Source organism: Leuconostoc sp. XM4 (assembly GCF_055698815.1).
On the sequence record NZ_CP134507.1, the window covers coordinates 1,886,896 to 1,908,715 of the forward strand.

Annotated in this window: 18 protein-coding genes and 2 tRNA genes; all 20 read right to left on the minus strand. The window is 38.5% G+C overall.

Annotated features, from left to right (window positions below; all coding sequences use genetic code 11):
• Window positions 1-47 precede the first annotated feature (47 nt).
• The 20 genes from RHP64_RS09550 to alr all read right to left on the minus strand — a co-directional run bounded on the left by RHP64_RS09550 (window position 48) and on the right by alr (window position 21,817).
• Window positions 48-878, minus strand: a complete 831-nt coding sequence (locus tag RHP64_RS09550; RefSeq protein WP_025268533.1) for a glycosyl transferase — start codon at window positions 876-878, stop codon at window positions 48-50.
• Window positions 875-2,320 (minus strand): glycosyltransferase, encoded by a 1,446-nt coding sequence (locus RHP64_RS09555; RefSeq protein ID WP_025268534.1) that lies wholly within the window; start codon window positions 2,318-2,320, stop codon window positions 875-877. The genes RHP64_RS09550 and RHP64_RS09555 overlap by 4 nt, the downstream gene beginning before the upstream one ends.
• Window positions 2,321-2,399: 79 nt before the next feature.
• Window positions 2,400-2,471: transfer RNA gene (locus RHP64_RS09560), tRNA-Gln, on the minus strand.
• A gap of 37 nt (window positions 2,472-2,508) precedes the next feature.
• Window positions 2,509-2,591 (minus strand) — tRNA-Tyr (locus RHP64_RS09565).
• A gap of 67 nt (window positions 2,592-2,658) precedes the next feature.
• Window positions 2,659-3,543: a sulfite exporter TauE/SafE family protein gene (locus tag RHP64_RS09570; protein ID WP_061515099.1), complete on the minus strand. Its 885-nt coding sequence runs from the start codon at window positions 3,541-3,543 to the stop codon at window positions 2,659-2,661.
• Between the two features lie 93 nt (window positions 3,544-3,636).
• On the minus strand, window positions 3,637-5,529 hold the full coding sequence (locus RHP64_RS09575) for a M13-type metalloendopeptidase (RefSeq protein ID WP_025268536.1): 1,893 nt from the start codon (window positions 5,527-5,529) through the stop codon (window positions 3,637-3,639).
• Window positions 5,530-5,634: 105 nt separating this feature from the next.
• The gene (locus RHP64_RS09580; protein ID WP_025268537.1) at window positions 5,635-6,570 is read right to left on the minus strand and encodes an ABC transporter ATP-binding protein; all 936 of its coding nucleotides are present in this window, start codon (window positions 6,568-6,570) and stop codon (window positions 5,635-5,637) included.
• 2 nt (window positions 6,571-6,572) lie between these two features.
• Window positions 6,573-7,622: an ABC transporter ATP-binding protein gene (locus RHP64_RS09585; RefSeq protein ID WP_025268538.1), complete on the minus strand. Its 1,050-nt coding sequence runs from the start codon at window positions 7,620-7,622 to the stop codon at window positions 6,573-6,575.
• A 14-nt stretch (window positions 7,623-7,636) separates the two neighbouring features.
• Entirely contained in the window at window positions 7,637-8,662 is a 1,026-nt protein-coding gene (locus tag RHP64_RS09590) for an ABC transporter permease (RefSeq protein WP_011680475.1), read from the minus strand.
• Between the two features lie 11 nt (window positions 8,663-8,673).
• Window positions 8,674-9,591 (minus strand): ABC transporter permease, encoded by a 918-nt coding sequence (locus RHP64_RS09595; RefSeq protein ID WP_011680476.1) that lies wholly within the window; start codon window positions 9,589-9,591, stop codon window positions 8,674-8,676.
• An 83-nt stretch (window positions 9,592-9,674) separates the two neighbouring features.
• Window positions 9,675-11,309, minus strand: a complete 1,635-nt coding sequence (locus RHP64_RS09600) for a peptide ABC transporter substrate-binding protein (protein ID WP_025268539.1) — start codon at window positions 11,307-11,309, stop codon at window positions 9,675-9,677.
• 353 nt (window positions 11,310-11,662) lie between these two features.
• Window positions 11,663-12,322, minus strand: a complete 660-nt coding sequence (locus RHP64_RS09605; protein WP_011680478.1) for an amino acid ABC transporter permease — start codon at window positions 12,320-12,322, stop codon at window positions 11,663-11,665.
• A gap of 10 nt (window positions 12,323-12,332) precedes the next feature.
• Window positions 12,333-12,974 carry an amino acid ABC transporter permease gene (locus RHP64_RS09610; RefSeq protein WP_010288921.1) on the minus strand — a complete coding sequence of 214 codons (642 nt, stop codon included), beginning with the start codon at window positions 12,972-12,974 and terminating at the stop codon, window positions 12,333-12,335.
• Window positions 12,974-13,840 (minus strand): transporter substrate-binding domain-containing protein, encoded by an 867-nt coding sequence (locus tag RHP64_RS09615; RefSeq protein WP_011680479.1) that lies wholly within the window; start codon window positions 13,838-13,840, stop codon window positions 12,974-12,976. Before RHP64_RS09615 ends, RHP64_RS09610 begins: the two co-directional genes overlap by 1 nt.
• A 91-nt stretch (window positions 13,841-13,931) precedes the next feature.
• On the minus strand, window positions 13,932-14,669 hold the full coding sequence (locus tag RHP64_RS09620) for an amino acid ABC transporter ATP-binding protein (protein WP_002815685.1): 738 nt from the start codon (window positions 14,667-14,669) through the stop codon (window positions 13,932-13,934).
• A 183-nt stretch (window positions 14,670-14,852) separates the two neighbouring features.
• Window positions 14,853-16,652, minus strand: a complete 1,800-nt coding sequence (locus RHP64_RS09625) for an ABC transporter ATP-binding protein (RefSeq protein WP_011680480.1) — start codon at window positions 16,650-16,652, stop codon at window positions 14,853-14,855.
• The gene (locus RHP64_RS09630) at window positions 16,636-18,417 is read right to left on the minus strand and encodes an ABC transporter ATP-binding protein (RefSeq protein WP_025268540.1); all 1,782 of its coding nucleotides are present in this window, start codon (window positions 18,415-18,417) and stop codon (window positions 16,636-16,638) included. Before RHP64_RS09630 ends, RHP64_RS09625 begins: the two co-directional genes overlap by 17 nt.
• A gap of 88 nt (window positions 18,418-18,505) precedes the next feature.
• Window positions 18,506-19,513, minus strand: coding sequence for a YdcF family protein (locus RHP64_RS09635; protein WP_025268541.1), 1,008 nt, complete (start codon window positions 19,511-19,513; stop codon window positions 18,506-18,508).
• Between the two features lie 87 nt (window positions 19,514-19,600).
• On the minus strand, window positions 19,601-20,695 hold the full coding sequence (locus tag RHP64_RS09640) for an aspartate-semialdehyde dehydrogenase (protein ID WP_038534140.1): 1,095 nt from the start codon (window positions 20,693-20,695) through the stop codon (window positions 19,601-19,603).
• A gap of 9 nt (window positions 20,696-20,704) precedes the next feature.
• Window positions 20,705-21,817: an alanine racemase gene (gene alr, locus RHP64_RS09645; RefSeq protein ID WP_025268543.1), complete on the minus strand. Its 1,113-nt coding sequence runs from the start codon at window positions 21,815-21,817 to the stop codon at window positions 20,705-20,707.
• Window positions 21,818-21,820 lie beyond the last annotated feature (3 nt).

Here is a 21,820-nt window from a genome sequence, read left to right on the forward strand (position 1 = left end):
AAACAAAATTTTGTCTTTGTGTTGTTCGCGTGTGAGAAACTGCACGATTAATTTCGACGGTGAACCTTTTTCATAGGCAATCCCGTCATCCGTAACTTCAAATAATTTTTTTGGTCCACCAAAATCCGTGTTATTTCATGTTGATTATCTTTTAAAATAACGGTTAATTGACTCCAAATATCTCTTTTTTCGTTTGATAATTCGTCAAGAATTGTTAACGTTGTTCGCTTAGGTACGTAGCTCATTTCTCTTTGCAACTGCGTAACATTATAATCATTTCCAGCATATTTACTTAACGTGTTCATGATATATTTTTCAGCACTAGCATATTTTTGACCAGCAACATAAACAAAATTGCGTTTACCTTCAAAATAATAATCACTGACCACCACTTCAGGATGACCAAAATAAAAATCGGATTCTAATAACTTTCCTTCGCTAAAATATTGTTTTGCAAATAAACGTCCGTCCCGTAAATAAATATCTTTATAGTCTATTTTACCATCTGAATCCTGCCAAACAACTGCCTGCACGATTCGTTTAGAATCACCAAACCAACGTACAGTTGCTAGCTGTTGCCCACGACTAACGATACTTTTAGTCCAGTCTTTGTTAATAATCAATTGCGCCTCGTTGGGCACTGGTAATTCACCCCACCAGATGCCTTTGGTTTCATCAATCTCACTTAAATAAGACTGCGCATATATATCAAACACCCTATGAGGATTTAGACCAAGTTTTTTAATGAGATGCGCTGCATCTTCATGTGGTGTAGCCAACCACAATTCATCACTATTACCGGACTTTACTTGCTCTATTTGCCAAGCAACTCCCTTTAAATTGGTTTCTGTGAGGGAATTGATAATCTCTATCTTCATATTAGCACCTCACATATCTTTTGCCACTGATCAGCGATGTTATTTGTCTGATATTCCTGTGCCTTTTTGTGAGCACCAACAGATAAGTGATCATAATTATCGAAAATACGTCGCATCGCATCAGCAAGACTGGAAATATTAGCACACTCTTGCGCTTTGTCTCTGTCAAAATCAGCTAGACACCCATTCACTCCCTCACACACAAGCTCTTGGGCACCATATAAGTTAGCATAGGTGGCTATCGGTAAAGCGTCCCCAATGGCTTCAATATACGTTAATCCGAACCCCTCAGAATAAGAGGCTGATACAAATGCATCATATTTTTGAAAATCATGAATAATGTCTTGGCTCAAACCTTTTAAATGCACACTAAATTGCAAGTCTAATTCCGCTATTGCTCTTTGTATATTTTCTTTTTCGTTTCCTGAACCGTAGATGGCTAACGTGACATCCATCCCCTCATCGCGTAATTTTTTAATCGCTTTTATGATTTGTAGTATATTTTTTTCTGGATGTAAGCGTGAGGCGGTGACGAAATTAGCTGTACCGCCGTGCCAGCGACGTGGATTTTCTAATTTAGCTACCCCACCGACCGGTACTGCACAAATTTTATCTGCGCCTCGCATATTCATTTGAGTAAGTTGTTTTTTTATCATCTCAGCTTGTAATTCTGTAGCTGTTACGACTAAGTCCATATCATCCAGATGATCAAACATATATTGATAATAATTGTTCCATAAAGGGTGCCCACCTTGATAGGTTACTAGGTGTTCAGCATGAATCATATCCACAATTTTCAAGGGTAATCCAATACGCTTTAATCGTACTAATGATTCTTCACACGCTGTCCCACGATCTAAAAAATAAATATTTTTTTGAAAAATATGTTGCATTTCTATAAAAAAGAAATCAATTAATGCTTCTTTTGTTAAAAAAACATAATTTTTACCACGAAAATTACGTAGATGAATATTTGTAGCAATTTTTCCACGTGAACCACTATCTCGATAGTGCCACATTATTTCATGGATACCATTTTTTAAAATAACACGATCATCGTCAATCAAGAATAATTTTTTCGCTTCAGAATAACTTTTAGAACGAAAAATGGTCTCAGTATATTGCCCCGTCGTTTGATGCACGATAGTGCGCTGCGTGTTCGTTAAGTCCCACAGAGAGTTAGTGGAATATTCATTAATTTCCGTTAAACCAGTTTTGGCGTATCGATCTGGATCATCACTTAACAACAAATCATATAATCCGATAACTTCATTTTCTGGTAGGGACCACAATTGCATATGATGGTGTAATTGTGGCAATAAGTCAGTGAAGATAAACTTAAATTCAATCTTTTTTTCACGAAAACAGTGCGCACGATAAAACTGTGCGTGTTCAACGCCACTATTACTTTCTCCAATTGCCTTATTCACAAAAAAGTTCATAATTATCGCCTCACATTTTATCTGTTATGGATAATTATATACAAAAAAAGGAACTCTCCCAAGTTCCTTTTTATATTAGTTGCCCCTGCTGGATTCGAACCAGCGCATGTCGGTACCAAAAACCGATGCCTTACCACTTGGCGAAGGGGCAATAGCTAATTTATTTTGCCGTTAGCTTTTATCGGCAATGGGAGCGGTAGGATTCGAACCTACGAACCCGAAGGAACGGAGTTACAGTCCGTCGCGTTTAGCCAGACTTCGCTACACTCCCATATCTCAAACAACTATATTATAATACCAGAAAATCAGGCCGTTGACAATACCTTTTCATAATTTTTTTAAACATTCTTCTTCATAGAATCACGAACCAACCCAAAAATTGTCCACAGAGCTACAATAACAATTAACTTGTTTAATAAATCGACATTCATACTAGTAAAGAACTTAGCCGCAACAATCACACCTAGAACACCACCTATAGCCACTCCAGCAAACCCTCGCCATGATACCCGATTCATTTTGATTACATTTAAAGCTGTCGTAGGCATAATCAATGCTGCATCTAACATCATTACAGGGAAAGCAACAGCGGGATTAACACCCATCAAAGAGAAGAATATTAATTCTGGCGCATAATTACCCAAACCCATAGTCATCAATACACCAATACCAAAGTTGAAAACAATTCCCAAAATCAACCACCAGCCATGTAACCCATGCACACCCATTGAATTATTACTTCCTGGGGTAGTAATCATACGTACTACCATGATAATAACAGCAATTAATAACGCTACAGCCATCACACGTTGTACCGTAGGTGCGTGCCATTTTTTTGTGACATGGGTCCCGACGTAAGCCCCAATCACTGCAGCTGTTGTCATAGGTAATAACGTTGTCAATTCAACTTTAACAGCCGTAATAAAAAATAAAGCTTGAAACATTACTGGTATCGCATGAACCGCGTTCAAGGTTCCCGGTAATTTGCGATCATCATCTATATAATGTGTCATCCGGAATGCCGCGGTTGTTGTTGCAAATGAACCAATACCCAGTGTATCTCCAAAATCTGTTATAAATCCAATCAACATGCCTAAACCAAATCGCTTAAAAATGGGTTGTCTATGGAGCAGATAAGATCTGATAACAACTATAATCATTGCTATCATCACAACAACAAGTAGTATTTGTATACTATACAGTATGAAATTTTCAGGAAACATATTTCTCTCACTTCAAAATTAATCTTTTTTATTGTATCAAAAAAAAGCGCCTATTTTGCGCTTTTTAACTGTAACATATATTTAAAAATAAATTCACCAAATTTGTACACGTTCATGGGGATCAAGCCACATGTTATCTCCTTGCTTCACGTTAAATGTCGCAAAGAAGTCATCAAAATTTTTCACTTGTATATTGACCCGTAATTTAGCAGGACCGTGAGGATCTGATGCGGCTAGTAACTTCATATATTCTGGTCGTGCTTTCATTCGCCAAATGGCAGCCCAATTTTCAAAGAATTCAGTTGCAGAGAAGTCATCATCACGTTTAGCTGCTTCTAGTGCGGCTGCTAAACCACCTAAGTCTGCTACGTTTTCGGAAACAGTTAGGTGACCATTGACTTTTGCACCGTATGAGTCTAAACCATCAAATTGCGCAACAATTTGTTCCGTCCTTACTTTGAATGACTCATAGTCCTTGTCTGTCCACCAGTTATTCAGACTACCAAATTCATCAAATGAAGCACCATTGGTATCAAATGCATGAGAAATTTCATGAGCAATCACTGCGCCAATGCCACCATAATTGGCCGAAGATGATTGTGCCAAGCTATAAAATGGTTCTTGTAAAATAGCCGCCGGAAAAACAATCTGATTTTGCTGTGGATCATAATACGCGTTAACCAAATGAGCCGGCATGTGCCATTCGCTACGATCGACTGGTTGATGCCACTTGCTCCAAGCATAAGCAATTTCTATCTTTCGAAATTTCAAAGCTGTTTCAAACAACGTTGCATCGCTAGAAACTACTTTTTTCTTCAAGCGTTCTGGTAACTTTTCTGGATAGCCAATGTGTGGCACAATGGTATTTAACTTAGTAACTGCCTTCTTGCGCGTTTCTGTGTTTAGCCACTGTACCGACTGCAACCGATTCTTATAAACATCAATCATTGAAGCAACTTTTTCTTCAACATCAGCTTTGGCTTCAGGAGAAAATTTCTCTGATGCATAATATAAGCCAATTGCTTGGTTAAACGGGCGTGATGCAAGATAAAAGGCTGATTTTTCTTGACTCATCGCTTCAGGAAGACCACTTAATGCTCGTTGATAGACTCCTCCCAAGATGCGAATTTCGTCCGATAGATATGGTGTAAATTGATTAACCAATGCCACAAGCAGGTATGCTTTTAATAATGGCCATGCTTCTTCTGAATAAAATTGATCAGCCGCTTGCCAAAAACGTTCTTCTGGAACCACAACCATATCCGGTATCTGACCAACCAATTCATTTAAAATATCGTTTAAGGGTAACGCCGGTGATAATTGGACAAACTTTTCCCACTCATATGGGTGGTATAGCTTTGCATACTCGTGCCCCTCTTCTTGACTCAATACCACGGTCGCAACCCGTGCATCAAATGCAAGATATTTGTCAATCAAATCATTAGTTTCACTTTCTGAAAAGCCAAATTTTGGCAACAAATCCTCTTGTTCTTCACGAAACTTAGCAAGTAACACCTTTGCCTGTGGATGATCTTTAGCATAGTATGTTGTGTCTGGCAAAAGAATATCCAGACCACCCGCCCACAAAACGTTGGTACGTGCGTCCTTGAAATCAGGTTCCACACCAAACGGAAACGCATTCGGTAATCCCGTTTTTTCTAAATCAGCGATGTGTGAAGCAAAGTCAGCAAAAGACGAAAAGGATTGGTATTGCTTCAAAAATGGTCGTATTGGAGACGAACCAAGCTCGTCACGTGTTGCAAAATCAGATGCCAATCGATGATATTTCACAAAGTTATTCAAAATATCGTCATCAGGTAAATCTTGACCTTTTTGCCAGCCAGATGTCGTTTTTAGTAACCACTGCTCAATATCATCGGCTAAATCACTAAACCCACCAGTGCGAGGTTTATCAGATGGAATTACCGCCTTTTTTTCCCATTCTCCATTTATTGCCTCATAAAAATCATCTTGGATTCGAACCATTAAATCACTCCTTCTCATTTAATACACTCAATTTGTTAACAAACATTATATACTAGTTTCATTAAAATATAAAAATCGAACAATATTGCATGTTCGATTTTTATATTACTTCTGTTGTACTTTATAAGTTGCGGCTTCTTCTTCAGTTGCCAAAACAAAGTGCCCTGGATTAACTTCCAACATTGTACGTTCTTTGCCGTCTGTTTCAACACTAGAATCGTAATCAATATGTTGGCGATTATTCTCAACTTCCGGATCAGGTACCGGAATAGCTGATAATAGACTTTTCGTGTATGGATGCAAGGGGTGATTATATACGGCGTCTGCCGTTCCAATCTCAAGCAGCTTTCCCCAATGCATGACACCAATACGATCTGAAATATATTTTACCATCGACAAATCGTGAGCGATGAACAAGTAAGTTAATGAATGTTTCTTTTGTAATTCTTTCATCAAATTAACAACCTGCGCTTGAATCGAAACATCCAACGCCGATATCGGTTCATCAGCAATAATGAACTTAGGATCGACCGCAAGTGCACGCGCAATTCCAATACGCTGACGCTGTCCACCGGAGAATTCATGTGGATAACGAGAAGCATGATCTTTGTTTAAACCAACTAAGTCCAACAACTCTTGGACCTTAGCATTACGCTCTTCTTTGGACTTCGCTAAATGGTTCACGTCGATACCTTCAGCAATGATGTCACGTACTTTCATACGTCCATTCAAACTAGCTTGAGGATCTTGGAAAATCATTTGTGAATCCTTACGAAATTCAGAAAGATGCTTTCCTTTTAACTTAGTGACATCTTCCCCATCAAATGTAATTGAACCAGCCGTTGGTTCATATAATTTTAAAATTGTACGACCAATTGTTGTTTTACCAGATCCAGATTCACCAACAAGGCCAAATACTTCACCTTCATAAATATCAAAACTGACATGGTCAATAGCACGAACTTCATTCGATTTACCTTTGTTAAAATACAACTGTAAATCTTTCAACTCAACCAATTTCTTTGGTGTTTCTTCGGTCATGATTAAGCCTCCTGCCCTTGTAATTCTTGCCAATGGGCCCAACGATTCAAAATTTTTCTTGGTGGGGTAACCTTAGGCGCACGTTCATCCAACAACCAAGTGGCCGCATAGTGTGTCTCACTAACTTTGAAAAATGGTGGTTCCTCACGACTATCAATTGCTAATGCGTATTGATTACGTGCCGCAAAGGCATCCCCAACAGGAGGTTCCAACAAATCAGGTGGTGTTCCTGGAATGGCTTGCAGCGATCCTTCTTCAGTATCTGTTGTTGGCATTGAATTCAACAATCCCCATGTATATGGATGTTGTGGATTGAAGAAAATTTCATCAACAGTGCCATACTCAACAATTTTACCAGCATACATAACAGCCACTCGATTGGCCATGCCAGCAACAACACCTAAATCATGAGTGATGAAAATAATGGATGAATTTGATTCTTTCTGTAGTTCTTTCATCAAGTTCAAAATTTGCGCTTGAATGGTTACATCTAAGGCAGTTGTTGGTTCATCTGCGATCAATATTTCAGGATCAGCTGCCAAAGCAATTGCAATAACCGCACGTTGTCTCATTCCACCTGACCATTGGTGTGGATAGTCATTGATGTGTTCTTCGGCATCAGGAATACCAACACCTTTCATCAATTCTAGCGCACGAGCCAGAGCCTCTTTTTCTTTCATGCCACGATGCTTAACCAATGGTTCAGCAATTTGATGACCAATTTTCATTGTTGGATCCAAACTTGTCATTGGATCCTGAAAAATCATAGCAATTTCGTTACCACGAACGTGTTGCCACTCTTCTTCTTTCAACTCTAATAAGTTTTTGTCCTTAAATATCAATCGACTATTATCAGGAATGATGGCATTCTTAGCATTTAGTCCCATTAAAGTTTTTGTTGTTACTGATTTTCCTGATCCAGACTCACCAACAATTGCTAATGTTTCACCTTCATTTAAATCAAATGAAACATCACGAATCGCCTGCACGGTACCAGCATAAGTATTGAAGTTGACGTGTAAATTTTCAACTTTTAAAATTGGATTACTCATTATACATGTACCTCTTAATCTTCACTCGCACGTGGGTCGAAAGCATCACGCAGTCCGTCACCTAATAGAATGAACGCCAACGAAATTAACACCAACATACCGGAAGGAATCAAAACTTGATAAGGATAGAATTGCAACATACTTTGTGCATCAGAAATCAGTGATCCCAATGATGCTGTTGGTGGTTTAACACCCAAGTTAATCGCTGATAATATTGCTTCAAACATAATGGCACTTGGCACTGTCATCATAATTTGAACAATAATTGTACCAGCCATATTTGGTATCAAATGTTTGATAGCAATTTTTGTTGAACTCTCACCCAATGATTTTGCGGCTAATATATAGTCACGTTCTTTCAAAGAAAGTGTCATATTACGAACTTGACGAGCCATACTCAACCAACCAGTAATGGCAATCGCGATTATAATCGATGTAACACCATTACCAAGTAACAAACCAAACATTGTAACAACAATTAGGTTTGGAACAGATGAGAGAATTTCAATGATTCGTTGCATGACAACATCGACCCAACCGCCTTTCCATCCAGAAATGACGCCATAGGTCACACCAATAACTAAATCAATGACTGTTGCCGAGATTGCAACTAATAGAGAAATGCGCATACCGACAATAACACGTTTTCCTAGTGAACGGCCAATGTTATCAGTACCAAACAAAAAGTTTTGCTTCACATTATTATCACTATATGAATCGGTCGCTTCTGTTGATCCTGGTGATTTTATTTTACCGTTCCAGCCAGGAATTGGTAGTCCAGACTTTGGTGGTAAATTTTTATATTTACCGACATTGTCAGAATCAAACGAGTTTGCGTCACTTTGCTTCACAAAAACATTCGATATAATGGCAAATCCAAGGATAAATACCAAAAACCACATTGATACAACCGCTAATTTATTTAATTTCAGACGACGCCAAGCATCCTGCCAAAATGACAGTGCTGGCTTGGAAATATGTTCGTTGGCATCAGAGCTTTGTGCGCCAACGATGACAAAATCTTCAGTATTTGCAGCCATCATGAGCCTCCTTATTGCAAACGAACACGTGGATCAACAATTGCCGTCAAAATGTCCGTAATCAGAATCATTACCATCAACATCACAGCATAAACAATTGTTGTACCCATGATAACTGGAAAATCTTTTGTAGGAATAGATGAGACGAATTGTTGCCCAATACCTGGAATTGAGAAAATATTTTCGATCAGTGTTGATCCGGTTAACAAACCAGCAGCCATCGGTCCAACTAATGTCAAAACTGGAATCATTGAATTACGATAAGCATGTTTATTGACAATTTCTTTTTCACTAAGACCTTTAGCACGTGCCAACTGTACATAGTCTGATCCTAAAGCCTCAATCATTTCTGAACGGACAAAGCGCGTCACAACGGCGGCCGGTGTAACAGCTAATGCTAAGGTTGGCAAAACGGACTGAGAAAATGAATCCCCCCAACCAGACACTGGAAATAGCGGCCACTTAAATCCAAATAAATATAGGAAAATAATTCCTAAAATAAAACTTGGAACCGAAATTCCTAGTGTTGATACCACACCTAATGTGCCATCAATTTTATTATTTTTATTTCGAGCTGATACTGCACCCATTAGCAGACCAGCAACAACACCGATAACCAGTGCTTGGGCACCCAGCTGGGCTGAGATTGGTAACCGTTGTCCGATTAACATGCTGACACTTTGATTTTGATATTGGAAGGATGTTCCAAAATCACCACGAAAGGCATTTACTAAATAATTCAGGTATTGTTGCCATAAAGGCAAATCCAATCCGTATGCTTTGTTTAATTGGGCAATCATTTGCGGCGTTAATTTAGGATTATTGAACGGTGTTCCTGGCATAACTTGCATCAGGAAAAACGTAGCAGTAATCACCAAGAATAACGTGAAAATCAGAAGCGCCAATCGCTTTAAAATATATTTCACCATAGTCTTGTCTTCCTAATAAATAAGAATTGACATACGTCAATTCTCATTTTGATTAAATGTAGTTTAATTCTATCATAAATTTCTTACTTACGGTAAGCGTATTTTAGATCGATATTTAGTCCTGTTGTGTTAATAATTACACCCTTAACATTTGGACGAGCCAATGAATAGCCTGAACGGAAGTAAAGTGGATTAAAGTTAGCTTGCTTATACAAAGCTGATTCAGCTTCCTTATAGTCCGCATCACGAGCAGAATCATTCAAAGCATTTGTAGTTTCTGCTCTGTTAACTGCCTTTGTGTACGCAGCATTCTTGAACTGACCGTTGTTATATGAAGAACCATCTTTGAACAGATCATAGAAAGTTGAGCCTTCAGGATAATCGCCGCCCCAAAGTGAAACAACCGCATCAAAGTTTTGCGTTTCTGAATCAGATAAACGTTGCTTGAATGGCACAAACTTTTCTTCAACCTTCAAGCCTGGCAAAGCCTTTTGTAATGAGCCTTGCAAGTAATCCAAAGTAGTTTTTGCACTGGCGCTGTCAGCATCAGAAGTAATTGTCAATGTCATGCTTGATTCACCGACTTCTTTCAAACCTTCAGCAAACAATTTAGCCGCTTCTTTAGTGTCATACTTGTAACCAGGAGCAACGTACTTTGCCAAATCTTCGCCAGAAGCCGTCTTAGCTAATCCTTGAGGTGCTAAACCAGTTGCTGCAGTTGATAGGCCAGAAGTTACTTGTTCTACTAGTTCTTTACGGTTTGTTGCCAAGTTCAAAGCTTGACGAATTTTTGTATTTGCTAGGAACTTATTTTTACCAGTTTGATTATACTCAATATAGGCTGTTGTTGCTTCAGGAGCCTTTACCTTATCTTTATTGTTCTTGTTAGCAGCATATAATTCTGGTGTTGAAATTGACGCACGGTCAAGCTTACCTTGCTTATATAATTGAACAGCTGTCTCTGTCTTCTTAACAACGGAATAGTCAATTTCCTTTGTCTTAACGCTCTTTGCATCCCAATAATTATCGTTTTTAACAAGTTTGAAATTATTATTAGTTCCATTCCAACCTTCAAACTTATAAGGACCAGAATACAGTTGCTTAGCTGAAGTTGTACCATATTTTTTACCTTGTTTTTCAACAAAGCTTTGCTTCTGTGGCATAAAGTTAGCAAAAGTCAGTAAATACTTAAACTGCGGAATTGGTCGTTCTAATTTAAATGTAATCACATTCCCTTTAGAAGTTACACCCAACTCGCTAACCTTTGTCTTGCCTGCAACAATATCATCCGCGTTCTTAACACCGGATGTCAAGTAAGCATATTGCGAAGCTGTTTTAGGGTTAACGATACGTTGCCATGAATAAACGAAATCTTTAGCAGTTAGTTTTGATCCATCTGACCACTTCAATCCACTGCGCAATGTAGCAGTATAAGTCAATCCATCTTTCGATACCTTAACTGACTTAGCTAATTCTGGAACAGCCTTACCCTTAGCATTAACACGGAGCAGGTTAGATCCGGTGTTACCAATAACTGTTCCTGAGTAAGTATCCGTATTTTTTGAAATATCTAAAGTTTGAATTTCTGTCGGAAAAGAAAACTTGAGTGTATCACTTGATGATCCGTTCGAACCACCCCAGAGACCGGCAGCACGCGTTCCAGCGCCAGCAACAACCACAACGGCTGCACCGATCGCCCATTTTTTCCATGTATCCATGAAGATATATCCTCCCGATATACTTAATATGTTGATGTTTTTTAGTTTACCATGTTAATTTCTCATTTGCAACTCATTTATATTAGATTTTAATATTTTGTTGCATTTCGTTAAAATGTCAGGAATACTAACAAAATTATACTATTAATAAGTTTTTTTGTGCTAAAAAACACCTCATTCGTCACAAAATTTTTAATCATTGCAACAGCAAAACTATAACATGCTTAGAATAAAAATAAAAAAAGCATCGTTTTCTTACTTCACAAAAGAAATATATTAAACGCTTCACATTTCGTGTGAAACCCATTTCTTTTAAAGAAAACCATGCTTTTATTAAAAATTATAAGTTGTACTTAGGCTAAGCGACGATCAAACCACTTGGCAATTAACGATAGGCCATAATTCAACAAGAAGTATACTAACGTAATTGCAATCAGAACCGGAATGATATAAGTAGAGTTTTGTGCATAAATAATCTGACCACGATAAGTCATCTCGGCTAAGACAATACCCATAGCAAGACTTGTGTCCTTAACCAATGATATCAACTGTGAAATGATTGGTGGAATCATTTTCTTATATGCTTGGGGCAGGACAATGTAGATCATTGTCTGGATATTTGTTAGTCCATTAGCACGTGCACCTTCAAACTGTCCTTCATCAATTGATTCTAGTCCGCCACGCACAATTTCAGCGAGCATGGAAGATTCAAAAGTACTCATCGCAACAACAGTTGCCCAAAAGATAGGTAAATGAATGCCTAGCTTTGGTAAAGCAAAATAAACGAAGAAAATAATTAATAGTAACGGTAAATTACGAATAATATTATTAATTGTACCGACAAACTTAGAAAAATATGGGATACGTTCAAATTGAACAATTCCAATGATTGATCCAGCAATAAAACTTAGAATAACCGAGATAATTGATACACCAACTGTAATGCCTAATCCACCCAACAAATATTGGACGTTTTGCGGTGTAAAGGCGTCAAAAATTCCTAATGTAACCATATTGTCCTCCTTATGCTGCGTGCTTTAGTTTGCGTTCGAGATTTTGCATGTAGTAGCTCAATGGCAGTGTAATTACCAAATAGAAAAGTGCCACAATGATATACGTGCTAAAAGTGTCAAACGTAGTAGCTGCAACCATATTTCCTTGATACATCAAATCCAATCCACCAACAAAGGCTAGAATTGATGAATTTTTAACCAAATTAATGAATTGGTTTCCAAGTGATGGTAGTGCTATTTTAAAGGCTTGGGGCAGTACAATGTACCGCATACTTTGATTAAACGATAATCCATTAGCACGCGCCCCTTCCATTTGTCCATTATCAACGGAAAGGATACCGGCACGAACAGTTTCAGCAATAAAAGCTGATGTATATAATGATAATGCGATGGTTCCAGCTGCAAACCCGTTCATTGGGATAACCTTAGCAACAACTAGGAAGAAAAAGAAGGTGATAATCAATAATGGAATGTTACGAAATACTTGCACATATACATTACCAATTTTTTGCGCCCATTTTTGTGGCAAAATTTGTAAAATAGCAAAGAACGTGCCCAAAATCATAGAAATGATTAGCGCAATAATACTTGATAGTAAAGTATATCCGAATCCTTGCAAGAACGTTGGGAAATTATTTTGTAATAACGTCATTATTTCGCCTCCAATTCATGCCAATCAAGTCCTGGCACATCGCTGAACCACTTCTTAATTAATTTATTATAGGTACCATTTTTCTTAATTGTTGCAAGCGCTTTGTTCGTCTCTCTAACCATTGGCCCTTGATTATTATCAAAAGCAATACCATAAGGTCCGTGGGTAAAAGTACCGCCCACAATTTGATAATCGGGGTTTTCTGTAGCAAATCCATACAAAATCGCATTATCAGTTGACATTGCCTGACCTTGGCCGGCCTTAAGGGCTTGCATACCTGTGGCATAATCCTGAACAGCTAGCAACTTGGCCTTTGGTGCAAATTTCTTTGTCTCTTCGGCAGCCGTAGTCCCAACAACAACGATGATTTTATACTTTGAATCGTTCATATCTTTAATTGACTTAATGCCTGAGTCTTTTTTAACCAGAATTGATTGTCCGGCATCAAAATATTGATTCGTAAAGTCAATAATTTTTTCACGTTCAGGTGTGATTGTCATTGTTGATACCGTACCATCAATATTAGTATTCTTCAATAATTGTATTTTTGAAGATGAAGACACTGGTACAAATTCCGCAGACATTGGAACACCGGTTTGCTTTGATATCTGAACTGTTAACGCTTTAGCAATATCAACGTCGAACCCTTTAGAAACACCAGTCTTTGTGTCCATTAAACCAAATAATTTGGTGTCAGATTTCACACCCCAAATAATTCGCCCTAGTTTTTCAACACGTTGTAATGTATCTTGATGCTCTTCATTTTTCTTAGCAGCAGTAGTTGCCCACAATAAACCGAGGACAATAACAGCAGCTAAAACGATTGTGGCAATGATACCAAACTGTCTTTTTTTAGCTTTTTCCATAGTAACAGAGCGTTAATGGCTTTTATTTTCAAATATTTCATATCATAAGATACTGAAACTTCCAAAAACGCGTTTCCTCCAAATCTAAATTTTATTTGTGATCAACTTGGCTCAAGAACTGTTGAGCACGTGGTTCTCTAGGATTATTAAAGAATTCTTCGGTTGTACTATCTTCAAGAATTTCACCGTCAGCCATAAAGATAACACGATCAGCCACAGCCTTAGCAAAACTCATTTCATGGGTAACAACAAGCATTGTCATAGATGAGTCCTTAGCAATATCACGCATAACGTCCAACACATCCCCAACCATTTCAGGATCCAAAGCTGATGTTGGTTCATCGAACAACAAGGCTTTAGGTTGCATCGCTAGTGAACGAGCAATAGCTGCACGTTGCTTTTGACCACCTGATAATTCAGACGGCATATTAGCTGCCTTATCTGCCAAACCAACTTTATCCAACAAAGCCATTGCTGTAGACTTATTTTCGTCTTCACTACGCTTCAAAACTAGACGTGGTGCAAGCATCACGTTTTCCAATGTTGATTTATTATTGTACAAATTAAAGTGCTGAAAAACCATGCCAACGTTTTTTCGGATACGATTGATATCGGTTTTGGGATCATGTAAATCAAATCCATTGACCAGAAGCTTACCTTCTTGTATTTCTTCTAGTCCATTAATTGCACGAATCAAAGTTGACTTTCCAGACCCTGAAGGACCGATAAGAACAACAGTCTCACCTTCATCAATTTTTAAATTAATGTTCTTCAAAGCATGAAACTTCCCATAATATTTCTCGACGTTTTTAAATTCAATCATTGACATGACTTAATTCTCCTTTTTCTGAGCGTGTACACCGCAGTGCACACGGTAGCAAAAACTAGCCTAACATAAAATCTAAAACTAGTCTCTTCTAATTATCATTTTACGCATACTTAGTCTGTTTAGTCAAAGCTGTATGTGAGGTTTTATAACAAGAAGTTATAGCCATTCACTTTGATATTTGACTTATACCGCTATCCCACTTTGTGCGCCTTGCAATCGATAAAGGTCATAATACCTTCCACGTGCTGCAAGCAGTTCATCATGGGTTCCACGTTCAACGACCTCTCCTTGATCCAGCACCAAAATTAAATTAGCATCTTTAATAGTAGAAAGTCTGTGGGCAATTGCGATCGTGGTTCGATCTTGACGCATTTTAACCAGTGAGTTCTGAATTTTTGCTTCTGTTTCCGTGTCCACGTTCGCAGTAGCTTCATCCAATATTAATATTTTAGGATTAGCTACAATTGTGCGTGCGAAACTGATCAGTTGTTTCTCACCAGCAGAAAAACTGCTTCCTCCTTCTTGTACTTTAGCTTGATACCCGCCGTCCAAATTTTCTATGAAATCGTCGGCACCCACAAATTCAGCTGCTAATTTAATTTGTTCATCCGTAAGACTGTCATTGTACATACGAATGTTAAACGCAATATCGCCATAGAACATGAATGGGTCCTGTAACACTAGTCCCATTTTGCTGCGTAATTTGTCCATCGCAATATCACGAATATCCTGACCATCAATCAAAATTTCACCTGATTGAAAATCATAAAAACGCATTAATGTATTAATGGTAGAACTTTTTCCAGAACCAGTATGTCCTACCAAGGCAACCGTATCACCCGGGTTTGCAGTAAATGTTAAATCTTTTAGGATTGGATGACGACCATCATAGCTAAAATTAACATGCTTAAATTCAATTTTTCCATCAGTGATGTCTCCCTTAGCATTCGGGTTTTGCGCCGGAGCATAAGTATCGTTACCGAGGATGCCAAGGATGCGATATCCTGATACTAAACCTTCTTGGAAAGGACTGAACAAATTCATAATACTTTCCAAGGGGCCAAAAATATTGTTTAAATAAGTAGTAAATGCATAAATAGCACCTGCTGAGACAACTGTTTGTATGGAAAGTTCACCAAAATACCATAAAACTAAAACCGTCGCACCACCTAACAACATGTCAATCATAGGTTCTAATAACAGTGCGTCAGCCTTAATCATTTTAAAACGGGCATTAAAGTACTCACCATTAATTTTGCCGAATTCTTTTTTAAAGCGATCCTCTTGATAAAATTCTTGAATGATATCAATTCCGGTGACACTTTCAGCAATTTTAGCATTCAATGCCGACAAACGTTCGCGCATATGGCGAAATAGTCGTGATGAAAAGCGTTGATAAATGATAATACTAGCCACAATGAATGGTACAACAATCATCATAAGGAGGGTTGCATGCACATCAATTGTCCACATGCCAATATAGGCACCAATCATACTCATCACAGCAAAGGTAAGTTGCATAAAGAATCGCCAAAAATCTGTCAACGATGCCGTATCATTATTAACCCTTGTTACCAGTGAACCCGCAGGCATTTCATCGAAAAATTTCATACCCAATGTGTGTAACTTTTGAAATACGCGTAATCGCATATCTTCTAAAGCATATTCACCAGCCACAGTGAAATAGTAGGCATTCAAAGCATCTGTCACAGCTTGCAACACGCGAATAACTGCCACAAAAACAGCAAAACTAATCGTAATTCTCAGCGGAACACTGCTTGTTTGATGCAAATAAGTCGTCATATAGTAAGCAATGACTCGTGGTGCAGCAGCTTGTAATAGCGCAAAAGCCGCGCCAATTACAAGTGCCACGATAAACATTGACCGAAACGGTTTTGCCATTTTAATCAACGTCCAAATAACATGTAGTTGTTCTCTAACAGGAATATTTTTTGCCCAAACAGAATTATTTTTTTCTGTCATCATCCTCCCCCTTTCCCTCTAAGTTTTGTTGAAACGTTGTTGCTAATTGTTGTTGCTCATACATTTGGGCATACCATCCTTGTTGCGCAATCAGTTCTTCATGTCGACCACGTTCAGCAATTTCACCGTGGTCAAAGACTACAATTTCATTAGCATTCATCACGGAACTAATTCTGTGAGCAACAATGATCGTTGTTTTCTCTTGCCGGGTAGTTTTTAAAGTATGCAATATTTGTTTTTCCGTCCGTGCGTCGACGGCCGACAAAGCATCATCTAAAATTAAAATTTCTGGATCGATAATTAAGGCACGAGCTATAGCCAATCGCTGCTTCTGACCGCCCGATAAACTTACACCATGTTCGCCAACTTGTGTATCGTATCCCTCCGGAAAGTTCAGGATATCTTCATGTAAGGCCGCCATTTTAGCAGCACTTTCCACTTCCTCTTGTGATTTATTGACATCAGCAAACCGGATATTATCTCTCACTGTTGTTGAAAACAAAAAATTTTCCTGCGCAACATAGCCAATCGCTCTGTGATACACACTTAATTTATAATCTTTAATGTTTTTTCCAGCAAAACTAATTTGACCAGTATAACCATCAAACTGGCGCAGCAACAGCTTGATTAAGGTTGTTTTACCAGCACCAACACGCCCAACAATACCGACAGTTTCGCCAGCACGAATATTCAATGAAATATCTTTCAAAACTTCCGATTGATCATCTGGATATTTAAACTGATCAATCCGAATAGCAACATCACCATGTGATATGCTATCATATCCCTGCTCATCTTCAACAATTGATGATTTTTCAGATAAAATTTCTTGGACACGCATATATGAAGCATTACCACGTTCCAATACGTTAAACAACTGCCCTAAACCAAACATCGGCCATACAAGTAACCCTAAATAAGTTGAAAATGAGACAAGCTGCCCGATTGAAATTGAATCATTCAATACCAACGACCCACCATAAGTAATCATCACAACATAACTAATTGTCATCACCAGCGTAGCCATTGGTCCAAACAAGGAGTCAATGGCGGCTACCTTTTTATTGATTTGAATCGTCTTTTGTATTTCCTCATCAAAAGCATCAACATCTTGTTTTTCTTGCCCCAATGTTTTAATAGCTTTAATTCCAGCTATCGATTCTTGAGACTTGTTTGATAATCGTGAAAAGGCTTCTTGAGATGATGTGAATGCACGTCGCATTTTAGGTGATAAATACCAAACCCCGGCCGCCAATAATGGTAAAGGTAAAACACCAATCAACGTCAAACGCCAATCAACCACAAGGGTCATTGAAATAACCGTAAAAATAATAATAACAATCGAATCAACTAGCATCAGTACGCCACCAGATGCCACTCTCTGCACTGCTGACAAATCGTTCGTCGCATGTGCCATTAAATCTCCCGTACGTCGACGCTGATAAAATGTAGTATCCATTTTCAAATAGTGATCAAACAATTGTTGCCGCAATGTTTTTTCTAATAGTGCCGAACCTTGAAAAATATGTGTAATCCACGTATAACGAAATATGTACATCAACACAGAAAAAAGCAAAATACCACCAGCATAGAAAAATAGCTGATGCATCGTCATTTGTCGGGATACTATCACATCAGTGAAACGACCGATTAACGCTGGGGACACCATTTGTGATACTTCTGTCAGAAACAAAAAAGTGAGCCCCAACATATATAGTCGTTTGTGCTCTTTAAAGAACCACATTAATTTGCCAAAAATAGTCATAAGATTCTCCCAGACTGTATAAATCTCCATAATTCATTAAATCTATCTAAATAATATACCATATTTAAAAAGATTTTTTATATTTTATTCATATAAAATTAATTAAAATTACCATCGCACTGCTAACAAACCACACAGTACCATATATAATGTGCTGTTTTGGATTTAAGTTCATCACGCCAGCAAATTCTCTCAAAAACGCTATACCACGGTACGGAAACTGCGTGTACCCTCCTCGGCCTTGCGCATTAACTCCTTGTTTTTTCGCGAGTAAAACACCACGAAAAACATGATACTCGCTTGTATAAAATGTGAATGAACTGTTAGTTAATTTAGCACAATTCCTCAAATTTTCATATGTATTTCTAGAATATTCTTCCAATATTGTCTTTTCACAGGGAACATTTAGTCTTTTTACAGCAAAGTCTCTCATAGCTTCTGCCTCAGAAACTAATTCATCTTTCCCTTGACCACCCGAAAAAATGATAGTTGGATACTCTGACATTTTGGTTGCATCTTTAACAGCTGCCTGAATACGATTACCAACAATTCGACCAACATATTGTCCATCAACTAACCCACCGCCTAAGACAACAATCGGACCACGGATTGGTCGTTTAACCACCAATCCATACAAGATACTACTGCTAATAAACTGTAAAAATTGCCAAAGAACGTACAGTGACAACCATGGGATAACAACGAGAATGGGTTTTAAAGATATTGAAAACCCATCATTCAGAAGCCAAATGCCAATATCAGCACTAGCATACACAAGCAACACTAGTGGGAAAACTAACTGCTGTAGGCTATGTTGCCATTTACGCCAACTTTGAAAACTGTGATAGGCCAGTGTAATCACCAAAAACAGACCCGCAATATTCCCCCATTTAACGAACAGCTTAGCTTCATTAATTATATGAACAACTGATATACTTGGAAACTGAATCACCTGCAGACCAATAAATAAAAAAATCACAATAATCAATACATAAAATCCCAGTCGTAAACTTGCTGGGTTAATCCTGATTTGATGCCAAAGTAGCCAAGAAAACATACTTATAGCTAAAGTTAAAATTGTTAGAATTGCTATCATAAAGCTATTGTAACACGTTGCTTTTACACACAGTTGTGCCACCGCTTTTTGAGATATAAAAAGAGCGCTGAACGCTCTTAAAAAAATTTATGCTGTGATAAACTTATTTGCTGCGTCTTCTGGGACTCTGACCAAGTCTAAGTCAACAAGACGTTCTGCAATTTGCACTGTATTCCAAGCAGCACCTTTAAGCAGGTTATCTGAGACAACCCACATATGGAAACTATCATCATTTTCCAAATCGGGACGCACACGGCCGACGAATGTTTCGCGTTTTCCTTCGGCATTAATTGGCTGTGGGTACAACTGTTCCTTTGGATTGTCTTCCAAAACAACACCTGGGGCTTCACTCAGAATCGCTTGAATATCAGCGGCTGTCGCTCCTGATCCGGCATCCGTTTCAAAATAAACAGTCTCGCCATGACCAATAGGAACAGGTACCCGGACCGCTGTTGCTGTCACTTTAACTGCTTTAGAATTTTTATCACCGAACATAATTTTTTTAGTCTCATGAATCATCTTCCATTCTTCATGAGTGTAACCGTCTTCTTCAAAAACATCTATTTGTGGCAGTAAATTATAAGCTAGGGGATAATGATGCTTAGCACTTTTAACCGGCAAAATCTCAGCATGCATTTCTTTACCAGCATTGTGGGCATCAGTTTCTGAAACTAGCTCTTGCCATGCAGATTGTCCCGCACCAGAAGCAGCTTGATAAGTTGACACGATAACACGTGTCAAACCATATTTAGCTTTAATGGGCGCTAGAGCAACAACCATTTGAATCGTTGAACAGTTAGGGTTGGCAATAATTCCTTGGTGTTGTTTCAAATCTGCTTCATTAACTTCAGGAACAATTAACGGGACATCATCATTCATTCGCCATTGGCTTGAATTATCAACAACCACAGCGCCGCGTTTCACAGCTTCGGGTGCAAATCGTGCTGAAACTGAACCACCACCGCTAGCCAAAACTAAATCAACCCCATCAAAACTTTCTGGAGTTGCTTCCTCAACAACCACGTCTGTACCTTTAAATTGAAGTGTCTTACCTGCTGAACGTGACGAAGCAAGCAATTTTATATTCTTCACGGGAATCGTTGATTGCTCTAATTGTTCAATAAGTCGTGTGCCCACAGCACCTGTTGCGCCAAGAATGGCAACACTATATTCTCTAGTCATTATCTTCTCCTAATCTACTAAAATACGATGTATTCTATCTTGTAGTCCTGTTGTGATTTCCCAGGGCGCCAAACCTGCAAACTGTGCAACGTCCTCGATTGTATTCTCTAAGTCTCCATCTTGACCAATAAAGGTTACCGTTGTACCTTCTGGATATTCACGAGGCAAACGTATCATTAACTGATCCATTGCTACTTGCCCTACAATAGGGGCGTATTGACCGTCAATAATAACCTTAAATCCCATTAATTTGCGTAGCCAACCATCCCCATAACCAATAGGAACAGTGCCTATCCACTCGTTTTGAGTTGTCGTATATTTGTGTGAATAACTAATACCTTCACCAGCAGGTAAGCGTTTAACAAAATTTACCTCGCTCCGAAGGGCCATGACGGGTTTCAGGTTACGTCCATCTGCTAGTTCACCACGAGAGGGCTCAATCCCATAAAGCACCGTTCCTACGCGGACAACCTCATGGGGAACCTCTTCTGCGTGATACATTGCAGCACCCGAATTAGCAACATGATAATACTTTGGTTTTGGCAAGTCATCCGTCAATTGATGCCAACGTGTTAATTGCTTTTGGAAGTACCTGGTATCTGATGAATCAGATTCGGCAAAGTGCGTCGATAGTCCAACATATTCAAACTTATTAGCATGATCCAAAACAAACTGTATCGCTTTCGCTAAAGTTTCACGATCTCTAAACCCAATTCTACCCATGCCAGTATCGATACCTAGTGTAACAGGTAATCGCTGTTCACCAGTTAACTGATGTTCTGCTTTCTCCAGCCAGTCCAATGAAACAACAGTTGCCATGATATGCTGGACAGCCATTAGTTCAACATACTTTACCTGTGAAATACCTAAAATTAAAATTGGTGCGGTTATGCGCTCATGCCGCAGTGCAATAGCTTCATCAAGAACAGCTACACCTAAGCCATAAATACCTCCTGCCACAGCAGCTTGAGCCATAGGAATCAAACCAAATCCATAGGCATTTGACTTAACGGTCAAAAAGACTTTGTCTGCACCTGATACATTTTTAACGGTCGTTATATTATGTTCAACAGCGCTCTTGGAAACTTCAAGACGTGTTGGACGTGTTATTGCCTCTACCATATG